We start from the raw sequence: 12314 nt of genomic DNA on the forward strand, positions 1-12314 counted from the left end.
CTCCCCTAATGATTTCATTGGCTTCCAACAGGTCCTTCAATGGGCCTTTGCTCTAGGAATAGTTTTCAATGCACTCCTAGGCTCAGCTTACTTTGCGGTAACCAATTTCATTTTAAGTAAACGATTGAACTTGGAGTAATGAGCGATAGCGAAGGATCTAGGGCTTAAGATTCTTCACTTCGTTCAAAATGACAAAAGCGCAGTGGATTTAAAACGGGTCCTTTCTTAACTGATTAAGAAAGGACCCGTTATCTTTACGGTGTTCTTTATGGAGTTGTTACTTATGGTACAGATAGAGTATAGGTTTAACTTTGAAATTGACCGGTTCTACTTATTCTGATAATCCTTCGTGTCCACCGGAAGTCCCTTGGCTTTCAAGCGCATTTCCACAATCTCTTTGATGATGGAGTAGATAAGCACAAAAAGCGGTACTCCAATGATCAAGCCTATAAACCCAAAGAACTTACCACCTACCAGGATTGCAAAGAGAATCCAGAACGAAGAGATACCTAGGGAATCTCCAAGGATTTTCGGCCCGATGACATTCCCATCTAGCTGCTGGATGATAAAGATGATGAGCAGGAACCATAAGGCCATGACCGGCGATTCAAAGAAGATGATGATCACTGAAGGAATAGCTCCGATGAAGGGACCGAAGAAGGGTATGATATTAGTTACAGTAACAATAAACGAAACCAGCAAAGTGTAGGGCATACCCACAACGGTTAGGATAATGAAGGTAATCAATCCGATAATCAATGAATCAAGGATTTTTCCACCAAGGAACTTACTGAAGATTTTTTGGGTTCGCCTTAAAAGCTCCAGGATTTTGTCTGCCAATGTCAGGCTAAAGATACTATAGTTAACTTTCTTAGCCAAACTAATAAACCGATCTTTTTCTGCCAGCAGATAGATTGAGATGATGATCCCGAGGAAAATATTCCAAACTGAGAGGGCAGTATTTCGAAGGATGGATAGGGCTAAGGGTACCATATCTCCAGCGATAGCGCTGATAAAGACTGCCAGTTCGTCTAAACGATTATTAATGAAAGCCACGATTTCCGGAGGAAGAAGGATACCCTCCGATATATCTTTAACGTATTCCGTGGAGGAGCGAATATAGTCCGGGATGTTTCTGACAAGGCCGGTGATACTTGCCATGAGCTGCGGGAAAATAAAGGCGAGGAAAAGGTAAACAAGAAAACCGGCAGCTAGATAAGCCAGGAATAGGCATAGAATATGGAACTGGGATTCTTTCACACTTCTCATCCCTTGAACCTTGCCCAACTGTTTTTTGATGTAGACTAAGAAGAAGTTCACCAGATAGGCAATGACGAACCCGTAAATAAAGGGATAAAGAGCAGAAAAATAACTAGCTAATACTCGGGTGACGTTGTCCAGTCCCGACATAATAAGAAAGAACAGGATGCTAGACGCAATGACAATAAAGCTGTACATTGCGATAGTGGTGTATCTCTGATTCCAATCACATTTAATTCCCATAATACTCTACATCCATTCCTCTTAAGACTATTATTGAGATAGAAACTAGAACCATGTTTCTTCAGCTTTCTCAATAATCTTATCTAAATATACCTTTTTCATCTATCATTGACAATAACTTTCCTACTGAAACAATTGGATCATATACATTCCCTAAATATATACAGCATCACCTTATAAGCAACTGGCCGACAAAAGCACTAATATGGGTAATAATGATGATATAACATCAAACAGGGACCTGCCTCATAAAGGCCGTCCCCGTTTGAACTAGTCTTATTGGCATTTTTTTAGTCATACAAATGACAGGCTACCCAATGGTCAGGGGAAACCTCTCTTAGGGCCGGTGCATTTAGTTTGCAGCGATCTAACTCCTTAAAACAGCGGGAACAGAAGCGGCAGCCGGAGGGCGGATTAATGGGACTAGGCACATCCCCCTTTAAAATAATGCGTTCCTTTTTCTTCTCTGGATTAATGATTGGAATAGCGGAAAGCAAGGCTTGAGTGTAAGGGTTCAAGGGGTTGGCGTAAAGCTCCTTTTTCGGTGCTATTTCCATGAGTTTACCTAGATACATAACGCCCACTCGGTCACTGATGTGTTTGACAACGTTTAAACCATGAGCGATAAACAGGTAGGTAAGCCCGAATTCTGCCTTTAAATCATCGAGCAAGTTTAATACTTGGGCCTGAATAGAAACATCCAAGGCGGAAACCGGTTCATCGCAGACGATTAACTTGGGCTCCACTGCCAAGGCACGAGCAATACCCACACGCTGCCGCTGACCGCCAGAGAACTCATGGGGATAGCGATTGCGTTGGTGCCTTGCCAGGCCCACACAGTTTAACAGATAGATGACACGCTCTTCTACTTCACTGGGCGGTAACAGATTATTAATGATGATGGGTTCAGCGATGATATCCCCAATAGTCATTCTGGGATTTAAAGAAGCATAAGGATCCTGGAAAATCATCTGGATATCCTTACAATAGGATCGGCGCTGCTTTTTATTCAGGGCAGACAGTTCCTTACCCTCAAAAAATATCTTTCCGCTTGTTGGGCTATACAGATCAACAAGTATTTTACCTAGGGTTGTTTTTCCACAGCCGGATTCGCCGACCAGACCAAAGGCCTCTCCTTTTTTAATGGTAAAGGACACTTCATCAACTGCCTTTAAAACGGAAAGAGGTTTACCGAGAAAATTGGTTTCAATGGTAAAATGTTTGGAAAGGTCTTGAACTTTCATCAATACTTCATTCATTTTACGTTCAGTTCCCCTTCCTTGGCTTTATCATATAAAAAGCAACGCACTTTATGTCCATTGATTTCTTGCAATTTCGGTACTTCCTTGGTGCAGCGGTCCATGCAGCTGTCACAGCGATCGGAGAAGGAACAGCCTGAGGGCATGTTCAAAGGATTAGGTACCATACCTTTAATCATATATAACCGTTCATCACTCTCATCATCGATTTGAGGAATGGATTTCAGCAAACCCACAGTGTAAGGATGCAGAGGTTGAGCAAACAGGCTCTTAACGTCGGCTTCCTCTACAATTTTTCCGCAATACATTACGATGACGCGGTCAGCTGCCTCGGAAACAACACCTAAATCGTGAGTGATAAGCAGAACAGCCATATTAAACTTTTCCCGCATGCGATAAAGTAATTCTAAAATTTGGGCTTGAATGGTTACATCCAGAGCCGTTGTAGGTTCATCAGCAATTAACAGTTCTGGGTCGCAGGAAAGTGCCATGGCTGTCATAACCCTCTGGCGCATTCCGCCGCTCATTTGGTGGGGATAGTCATTAGCACGTTCTGCCGGGGAAGGGATGCCCACCGTATCGAGCATTTCGACTGTGCGTGCCAGTGCTTCTTTTTTGGAAATGTTCATATGAGTCATGATGTTTTCCATGATCTGATCTTTGATGCGCCAAACCGGATTTAAGGACGTCATCGGTTCTTGAAAAATCATAGAAATCTGATTACCCCGGATTTTTTGCAGTTCCTTTTGGCTCATCTTGTTTAAGTCTTGAGATTTAAAGTTAATCTCTCCGCCGGCAACCCTGCCCGGTTTCTGCAAAAGTCCCATAATGGAGAGGGATGTTACGCTTTTTCCGGAGCCTGATTCGCCAACGATGGCCAAAATCTCACCCTTATCTATGGTAAAACTGATATCATCGACTGCCGTTACAGTACCACGTTTCAGTTTGAATTCCGTTCTTAAATTTTTAACTTCCAGCAACATCCTATTCACCACCTTATTTTATTCTGGATTTCGGATCAAGTGCATCTCGAAGCCCGTCGCCGAATAGATTAAAAGCCAGTACAGTAATGGTGATGGCAATTCCGGGGAAAATCAGTGTGTAGGGTGCTGTGAAAATAAAGCCCCTTGCCCTGCCCAGCATATCGCCCCACTCAGCAAATGGCGGCTGAACGCCCAAACCTAAAAAGCCAAGTGCAGCAGTGTCCAGTACAGCGCTGGATACCCCTAGGGTAGCCCTGACAACAATTAGCGAAATAATATTCGGTAAAATATGCTTGAAAATAATACGACTGTCTCCGTTGCCGATGACTTTCGCTGCTTGAACATAGTCATTTTCTTTGACAGATAGAATACTTCCACGCACGATACGAGCATATTCCGGAATAGACACTAGACCGATAGCGATAACCGCTTTGTCCAATCCCTTGCCCAAGGCTGCCATGAAGGCAATAGCTAACAAAATCGAGGGGATGGCCAGCATGACATCCATTACTCGCATAATGAAGGCATCCGTTCTTCCGCCGCGGTATCCCGCTATAGATCCTAAGAGAACCCCGATGGAAAGTGAGATTGCAACGGCTGCAACTCCAACAAAGAGGGATATCTTTGTACCGTCTAGGATTCTACTAAACATGTCTCTGCCCAGTTGATCTGTTCCAAACCAGTGCTCGGCATTGGGCCAGATAAAGCTTTTGGACATGTCCGAATAATTGGGATCATAGGGTAAAATCTGTACTCCAATGAGTTCACTGACCCATACTGTTACAGCAATTAGAGTCAGCATACCAATGATAAATAAGCCCACAACAGCGGCTTTATTCTGCCTGAGGGTTGCCCACATTTCTTTTAGCTGCGATTCCGGTTTTTCCACATATTCTGCAGCCTGTATCGAATTCTTATCTGAACTCGTACTAATATCTTTTGGCATACAAGCTACACCTCTTTCTTAGAATATTTAATACGCGGATCAAGGAACGCATAGATCACATCGACCATTAGATTTACGAGGACGAAAACAGTTGCAATGAGCAATACGACCCCCTGCACCACTGGAAAGTCCGACTTTAGAATGCAAGCTACAGTATAGGCCCCGATTCCCGGCCAGGAAAACACGGTTTCTGTCAACACGGCACCACCGAGAAGGCTGCCAAGCTGCAACCCAATAACCGTGACAATGGGAATCAGTCCATTGCGGAGGGCGTGCTTGCCAATCACTCTGCCTTCGGAAATCCCTTTAGCTCTAGCAGTCCGGATATAATCCTGCTGCAAGGTTTCTAACATACTGGAACGAGTCATCCTAGCTATGATGGCCATGGAATACATCGCTAGGGCACTAGCCGGGAGGATCAGATGCTCAAAAGCATCTCGAAAGGCGTACATATCGCCTGAGATCAGACTGTCAATTAAGTAAAACCCCGTAACACTTGCTGGTTGCAACAAAGGGTCGATTCTTCCGCTTGAAGGAAGCCAATGCAAAGTACCTGAAAAGAAAATTATCAGCAAAATTCCAAGCCAAAAAATCGGCATTGAAACACCAATTAGTGCAAGGAACATACCGGCATTATCGAAAATCGAATTCTTTTTCACTGCTGAAATCACACCGATAAGAATCCCGAACACCGAAGCTAATAATATCGCTAGCAATGCTAATTCAATGGTGGCTGGGAAGCGGGAAAAAATCTCTTTAAGGACGGGCGCTTTAGTGTAGTAGGATGTACCAAGATCACCAGTTATGGCGCCAGTAATAAAATTGAAGTATTGCAGGTAAATCGGATCGTTCAGTCCGTTGGCCTGTCGCCACGCATCGACAGATGCTTGTGTTGCATGCTGGCCCAAAACAATCGGAGCGGGATCCGGTGAAAACACGCGCATGATGAGAAATACAATTATGGAAACCCCAATCAATACGGGAATTAACATCAAGATTCGTTTAATGATATATCTGAGCATCAGACAACAACCTTTCATGGGGATGGAGTAATTTTCCTCCGACTAACTTAAAAAACAAAACCGGGAACCGGTTTTAAAAACCGGTTCTCGGCAGCTTAAAATTAATAAGCACGTTCAGTCTTTTATTGTTTTGATACTCCGGCAAACGGGGTCACACCGGTCATATGGAAATAGAAATCGTTGATATTAGGTCTGTAGGCACAAAGTGTTTCAGCGTGGGAAATCGGAAGCCATGCAGCGTCAGCAGCGGCAATTTTTTCTAACTCGGTGTAAATTGCACTGCGGTCGGCGCCGGCAGGAGTTTCAATACCCTTAGCGATTAACTTGTTAAACGCTTCATTTTTGTAGAGTGCAACGTTCATGGTGGGATCTTCGTGAGCTAACAGATACATAAAGTTATCTGGGTCTCCGTTATCCCCAATCCAACCATAGAAACAGATGTCATAATCCCCTGCTTTTAACTTTTCCTTGTAAGTTGTCCAGTCATAGGAATCAATGGTAGCAGTAACGCCAACTTTGGAAAGATAACCCTGAATAGCTTCAGCGAGAGCTTGTCCAGTAGCAGAGTTATAGGGTCTTGGGTTGGTATAGGTCATGATTTTAACGGAGGTTAATCCTGCTTCTTTGATTGCCTTTGCTGAAGCCTCTGCATCATAGGCAATTTGAGAGATACTCTTGTCATAACCTTCCATAAAGGTCGGTAAAATGGAAGTTGCAGGTTCAGAGTAACCCTGATAGAGGCTCTCTACCATTTCTGGGACATTGATAGATTTAGAAATAGCTGCGCGAAGCTTAGCATCGTTAAAGGGTGCTCTAGAGGTGTTGTAAGCCATATAGTTGATGTTCATACCTGGAGCTTGGAAGATCTTGTTGCCAGCGTCGGTGATCTGCTTAACAACTGTGGCATCAATACCGTCAATCATATCAGCCTCGCCATTGTTTAAAGCAACGACACGTGCGGAATTGTCCTTGATGAATTTGAAGATAACGTTCTTGGTTAGGGCTTTGGTTCCCCAATATTCATCATTTGCAACTAACACGATGTTTTCGTCTTTTGCCCATTTTACAAACTTGTAAGGACCTGTGCCGACTGGAGCTTGGTTAACATTGTTGTTGTTTTCTTTTAAGGCCTTTGGGCTAACCATTGGCGCGCTCATAACCATAGCCAGGTTATTGAGGAACGGTGTGCTAGGAGCTGTTAAATTGATTTTAACAGTAGCCTTGTCCACTACCTCTACACTTTTTACGGAGCCATAAACAAAGGATCCGTAAGCCATGTCCTCAGTCACTTGCGGAGGGATTTGGCGGTCAATGTTAAATTTCACGGCTTCGGCATCGAAATCAGTGCCGTCATGGAATTTAACCCCCTCTTGCAGATGGAAGGTATAAGTAAGACCGTCTGGGCTTACATCCCAGCTCTTAGCTAGAGATGGTTCAACCTTTGTCGAATCCTTGGCGTACTTCAGAAGTCCTTCATAGATGTTGATCATTACCTTAGCTGATTCGCCATCGTCAACCAGTGCCGGGTCCAGTCCTCTTGGCTCAGCGCCCTGAGCATAGATTAGGGTATCGTTGGCCTTTGGTGCTGCGTCACTACTAGTCTTGGAACCGCAGCCCGTTAAAGAAATACCGACTAGAGCTACTGCCAGAACAAGTGCAACAATTCTTTTCATTTTTCTCATTCTTTCCCCTCCCCTTTTTTTGCTTCTGTCTAGAAGCACAAAAAAACCTTAAGTTTTCACCCTTGTTATAGTACCATTCTAAAATTACTTGTGCAATAGTTCATTTACAATAAAAGTATAATTTTGTATACATTGAACACTCTTAATATTATCTAAAATCATGGCAGAATGGAAAATTTGCCCTCCGAAACGAACGATTACATTGCCATGTATAACCTAAGTCAAAAAGCAATATCCTTAGATATTAGGTAGTAGTTTCAGAAGATAGCAAGGTGAGTTGGGAGTTGCTGGGTAGATGCTTAACAAGATTAATAGAATTTGTAGGGTAGGTTTGATCCTGGCTTTGCCTTTACTGGTATCCTGTAGCAGTGAGCAAAAACAGGTAATATTACCAGTAAAAAATATTAATGAAACGGTGACTTTAGAGTGTGTTATTCCTTTTGACGATGTTAAAAAGCAGGAAGCGTTCAAGAATTTTGAAGCTGATATAAAACGTCTATCTGATTACAATATTCATTTGAGCTTCGTAACGGGAGATACAAATACCTATAATACCAAAATAAAAGTGATGATGAGTTCAGATACCCCTCCGGATGTATTCTATTCTGGGGATGGAAGCTTTACTAAAGAACTTTATTCCACGAAGAGAATCCAACTCTTAGAAAACGCACTCACCGATATGGGCTATTGGAATATGGTTATTCCAACCACTAAAGTAATCAGAGATAATGAACATATATATGCCGTACCTATAGATGAAGCACATTATAATATCATGCTAATAAATACTGAATTGTTTTCTGTAAATGATATAAAAATTCCAGATAGTTTTGAAGAACTAAAGGTTGCTGCACAACAATTTAGAGAAAGAGGCATAGTCCCCATAGCTATTGGTGGCAAAAATGGGGTATCTGTATATAACATGATAGAAGGTTTTGCATGTACTATAGATAATGAAATTACAAGTAAACTATTAAAAAGTAATTATGGTTTTTCTGGAGAAACGTTTCGTCAAGCCGCCACATCAGTTAAACAACTGATCGAGTTAGGTGCATTTCAAGAAAACGTTGAAACTATTTCAGATGAAGAAGCTGAAAATCTTTTCTATTCCTCTAAAGCAGCCATATATTGCACTACTTCCAATAAGCTAAACATGGCTAACAATCAATTAAAGGGGAAGGTTAGAGTATTATATTACCCCCAGCCCTGCGAAACTAATGGCTCAAATCCGAAAAGGGTCGTTTCTGGCGGCACTAAGAAAGATATTGGTTTATTAGTTTCATCTTCAACCAATCATCCTGCAGAAAGTATAAACCTTGCTGTAGAAATGTCCAAATATTACAACAAGTATCTATATGAAAGTCTTGGCGAAGGTGCCATTATATATAACTTGGACTATATGGGATGGACACGGAGTATAGACCCAAACCTAGAAGCAAGCGAATTAATGTGGAATGTAAAGCAAAAAGGCAATGTCAATACGGGACTTTTTGGATATAATATATCACCTGCTAAAGAGAAATCTATAGCTGAAGCTTCTACAGCATTTATGACAGGTCTTCTATCAGTAAATGATTTTTTAGAGGAAATGAATATTAGTATTAAGATGAAATAGGATTTTTGGGGCTGTACATATGAATCAAAACAAAACAAAAACTATTAAAAAAATACTTATTGTATTACTTATTGTCTTTGTAATTAGCATTAATATAGCAGGCTTATCTATAGGAAATCTATATTACCAGAAGGTTAGCAAGCTAACTATTAATCCAGAAACAACGGGGCTTGAGTATTACAAATCCAGCTTCAATTATGAGAGATTTACACAGCTGGAATCCTACAATGTCTCGCTGAAATCGAGTTTCGGTTATCAGCTTTCAGGGACATATATATTCAATCCTACCCCCACTAACAATACGGTAATTTTAGTTCACGGCATAGCTAGTGACCGTTGGCAGGCCATGAAATTCTCCGATATGTATCTTGACATGGGTTTTAATGTCTTAGCTTATGATTCTAGAAAACATGGCAGCAGTGGAGGAAATGATATAACTCTTGGCTATTTCGAAAAGATAGACCTAGACAACATCGTAAAATGGGTTAAATGGGTTAATCCAAAGGCCATTATAGGAGTACATGGGGAATCTTTAGGAGCCATTACTGCTCTACTCCAAGCAGAATTAGATCAACGTAAAAAGAACGTTAATTTTTATGTGGTAGACTGCCCTTACTCTGATTTAAGGGAATTACTTAATATTAAACTCACAGGTGATTTGAGACCAAGGTTTCAACCTTATGGAGAATTCATATTATTTTATGCAAATATTGTTGCCCTGAGAAAGTCAAACTTTTCACTCCATGCCGTATCACCCATCACGGTAATCGGTGAGATAAAAACTCCCATAATGTTTATCCATGGCAGTAACGATACCTTTATACCAGCTTCTATGTCCTTAGAGTTATACTTAAGAAACAAGGGACCCAAAAGTATCTATATATCTCCTGGGGCAGAGCATGCTATGTCTTATCTGACAAATAAGCAAGAATACACTGCTAAAGTCAAACAATTTCTTACAGAGAATAATATGCTTAAGTAATAACTCTATATTATAGGTCTTGCCTAAACCTTTCGTAGACCTCCTCATAATTCCGATAAAAATAGATATCCTTAAGGTCAAAACCAAAGCAGGCTTTGATCATGCGTATACTCTTTATTGACTTATAGTTCACAAATGAAACATCGTTGGGCTTGTCTTGGAAAAGCCCCTTAATGTAACTGCGCAGACTGGAATTGTCCTGATTGTTAAAGAAGTAGTAATGGATTTCAGGCTGCCTTGCCATTACCCCTTTACTCAAACTCAAGGCAAGATTGCAGTTTGCATAAAGGTCTTCCACCATCTGTTTTCCTTTAGCTGGCTGGGTTTGAGCTAAACTTTCCAACAGTTGTTCCAGGGAAAGGGTTTGAATATTGGTTTGTCTTAGAAGCTGTTTCGTATTATCAAATAAAGCTTTAATTAATACTTCTAAAAAATCCCCCTTTTCCTGAAATACACTCAGATCCCTGTCTCGAAAAATCTTTACAAATAGCTCGTTCATTGGTTGTTTGTTTTCATTTAACTGATCTTTAAATAAGTCAATTAGACCGTCCTCGCCAGCTGCAATCTGTTTTATCCTCTCAGTGTTGCTAATATTCTTCAAGGCTTTCTCCAAACTTGAGATGTTCTCTTCCTGGTTAAGGATAAGTGCATGAAGATTATGGGTATAACCATAGTAGCCCTCAAAGATTTCTCTTAGTTTGTCGTAAACAAACGCCTTTTGCAGTAACTCATATTTAACTTCAACTAAGCATCGTAAAAAGTTATTTTTCTGGTTTCCTAAGCCTAGCAAGCCTTTTTTATCAGGTTCTATTTCCAATCTGGACAAAGCCATTTTAGAGGCGCGGTCTGCTCTCAGGCGTAAAGAATCGCGCTTTGTCATGAACTCCTTGATTTTAATCTCAAGGTACTTACTAAGACTCTGCTTGTCGTTCTCTTCCTCCGATTTTAACAATCTCTTAACAAAATACAAACCACGCCGTTCGTTTTGTAAATAACCTTTTAGTATTTTTGCAAACTTCTCTAATTGCATCGGGAGATACTCTGCTGTAAGTTTTTCAACCTCCTTTAGGATTCTTTCTTGAAAAACAACCTTGACGTTATCATTCATGAGCAATTTTTCAGCTATCTCCAAGGGTTCCGCTTGTAGTTCTTTGAGGACCTTACGTTCTAAGCGAAGGGGAAGTTTTGCGATTTCTTCAAGTGTCTCCTTAACAGAAGAATAGACGTCAGCTTCTAGTGTCTCTATCCCAGAGTTATCAATTTCCAATTCCTTTAGTACTGTCTCCCAGTCCTGACTGATGCAGACTGAATTGATTTTGCTAAGCTTGTGGTTTTTATGCAATAGGTACCAACAAGTCTCGCTAAAGATCGGGGAAATCTTAATTGATTTTTTACTATACCCTATTGCGGCATAACGTGGCAGGCCATTAGCCACAGCTGCTGAAGGCATTTGAAGTGAGTTAAAAATTCTTGCTTCATTAAACTGTGAACTACTCTTTAAATAAACAAGCATACCCAACATCTCCGCCACACTAACCCCCCCTTCGCTGGTCTTCAGGATGGGAGAAAAGTTTTCGTTAAAATCTGAGTACAAGTAAACTATGGCAAAAACGGGCCTTTCACGAGTAATCCTGTTTGTTCTGCAAGCAACTAGGTCCCCCAGTTCGATGTTTAGTTTAAAGTCGGGGGAAGACATAAACCTGATTTCTTGCCAGGAAGCAAAGACTTTGGCTTGTTCCTGTTGGGTTCTCAGCATAGCGCTTTGAAAAAACAGTCCCGTAACTTCGATGCCGGTATTAGCTACAAAAAAACGATTCAGATGATCTTCCAACATACACACCAGAATTGAACAGCTTGCAAATAAGTCCTCAGACAAATCGCTGACGACGTAAATCTTAATATTGGCACTGGTTCTTGCTATGACCTTCGTAAGCCTTGTATTAAGGGCTTCCAAAGTTCCTAGAATGTAATCCTTCCTCTCCAACAATTTCTCTTGAACTCTATTCCGCCGTATTCTGCAATCTTCCATAACGACATACTCAATCTGATCATCTCTTTCTGGATAATTTCCGTCAACTAAGGCTAGACCGAGATAGTCTTCAGAAACGACCCCGATCCTATAGAGCTGCCTCATGATTCGGGAGACGGTTCCTGCTCCGTGGTTACCTATGCCCAACAATAGTACACAAGAGTTAAGGTTAGGCACTGTTCCCGGTTCCCCTCTATGCTCCAGTTCGAGATGCTCCTGGTCAATATACCTGCGGATTAGCTCGGCAAGTATGGCTTCAGTCTTTAAGTCTAAACTATTGAGCATATACCACC

9 protein-coding genes are annotated in these 12314 nt (G+C 41.3%); 2 read left to right on the forward strand and 7 right to left on the reverse strand.

Annotated elements, in window-relative coordinates; all coding sequences use genetic code 11:
- Positions 1–327 precede the first annotated feature (327 nt).
- The 6 genes from HGJ98_RS01400 to HGJ98_RS01425 all read right to left on the reverse strand — a co-directional run bounded on the left by HGJ98_RS01400 (position 328) and on the right by HGJ98_RS01425 (position 7395).
- Positions 328–1503, reverse strand: coding sequence for an AI-2E family transporter (locus tag HGJ98_RS01400; protein ID WP_367142646.1), 1176 nt, complete (start codon positions 1501–1503; stop codon positions 328–330).
- A 290-nt stretch (positions 1504–1793) separates the two neighbouring features.
- Complete coding sequence (locus HGJ98_RS01405) at positions 1794–2762, reverse strand: ABC transporter ATP-binding protein (protein ID WP_291349201.1); 969 nt, start codon at positions 2760–2762, stop codon at positions 1794–1796.
- Positions 2759–3745 carry an ABC transporter ATP-binding protein gene (locus HGJ98_RS01410; RefSeq protein WP_291349202.1) on the reverse strand — a complete coding sequence of 329 codons (987 nt, stop codon included), beginning with the start codon at positions 3743–3745 and terminating at the stop codon, positions 2759–2761. Before HGJ98_RS01410 ends, HGJ98_RS01405 begins: the two co-directional genes overlap by 4 nt.
- A 13-nt stretch (positions 3746–3758) precedes the next feature.
- The gene (locus HGJ98_RS01415) at positions 3759–4691 is read right to left on the reverse strand and encodes an ABC transporter permease (protein ID WP_291349203.1); all 933 of its coding nucleotides are present in this window, start codon (positions 4689–4691) and stop codon (positions 3759–3761) included.
- Between the two features lie 5 nt (positions 4692–4696).
- Positions 4697–5713 (reverse strand): ABC transporter permease, encoded by a 1017-nt coding sequence (locus HGJ98_RS01420; RefSeq protein ID WP_291349204.1) that lies wholly within the window; start codon positions 5711–5713, stop codon positions 4697–4699.
- Between the two features lie 122 nt (positions 5714–5835).
- Entirely contained in the window at positions 5836–7395 is a 1560-nt protein-coding gene (locus tag HGJ98_RS01425) for an ABC transporter substrate-binding protein (protein WP_291349205.1), read from the reverse strand.
- A gap of 295 nt (positions 7396–7690) precedes the next feature.
- Between HGJ98_RS01425 and HGJ98_RS01430 the strand changes: the two genes are divergently transcribed.
- On the forward strand, positions 7691–9010 hold the full coding sequence (locus tag HGJ98_RS01430; protein ID WP_291349206.1) for an extracellular solute-binding protein: 1320 nt from the start codon (positions 7691–7693) through the stop codon (positions 9008–9010).
- 19 nt (positions 9011–9029) lie between these two features.
- Entirely contained in the window at positions 9030–9992 is a 963-nt protein-coding gene (locus HGJ98_RS01435) for an alpha/beta hydrolase (RefSeq protein WP_291349207.1), read from the forward strand.
- Between the two features lie 10 nt (positions 9993–10002).
- Here the strand turns inward: HGJ98_RS01435 and HGJ98_RS01440 are convergent, their stop codons facing one another.
- Positions 10003–12306 carry a hypothetical protein gene (locus HGJ98_RS01440; RefSeq protein ID WP_291349208.1) on the reverse strand — a complete coding sequence of 768 codons (2304 nt, stop codon included), beginning with the start codon at positions 12304–12306 and terminating at the stop codon, positions 10003–10005.
- Positions 12307–12314: the final 8 nt, after the last annotated feature.

Source organism: Desulfosporosinus sp., from assembly GCF_014237355.1.
GTDB lineage: Bacteria > Bacillota > Desulfitobacteriia > Desulfitobacteriales > Desulfitobacteriaceae > Desulfosporosinus.

Coding starts and splice junctions, on each gene's coding strand:
- HGJ98_RS01400 (WP_367142646.1), bottom strand. CDS start 1,503: ATGGGAATTAAATGTGATTGGAATCAGAGATACACCACTATCGCAATG.
- HGJ98_RS01405 (WP_291349201.1), bottom strand. CDS start 2,762: ATGAATGAAGTATTGATGAAAGTTCAAGACCTTTCCAAACATTTTACC.
- HGJ98_RS01410 (WP_291349202.1), bottom strand. CDS start 3,745: ATGTTGCTGGAAGTTAAAAATTTAAGAACGGAATTCAAACTGAAACGT.
- HGJ98_RS01415 (WP_291349203.1), bottom strand. CDS start 4,691: ATGCCAAAAGATATTAGTACGAGTTCAGATAAGAATTCGATACAGGCT.
- HGJ98_RS01420 (WP_291349204.1), bottom strand. CDS start 5,713: ATGCTCAGATATATCATTAAACGAATCTTGATGTTAATTCCCGTATTG.
- HGJ98_RS01425 (WP_291349205.1), bottom strand. CDS start 7,395: ATGAGAAAAATGAAAAGAATTGTTGCACTTGTTCTGGCAGTAGCTCTA.
- HGJ98_RS01430 (WP_291349206.1), top strand. CDS start 7,691: ATGCTTAACAAGATTAATAGAATTTGTAGGGTAGGTTTGATCCTGGCT.
- HGJ98_RS01435 (WP_291349207.1), top strand. CDS start 9,030: ATGAATCAAAACAAAACAAAAACTATTAAAAAAATACTTATTGTATTA.
- HGJ98_RS01440 (WP_291349208.1), bottom strand. CDS start 12,306: ATGCTCAATAGTTTAGACTTAAAGACTGAAGCCATACTTGCCGAGCTA.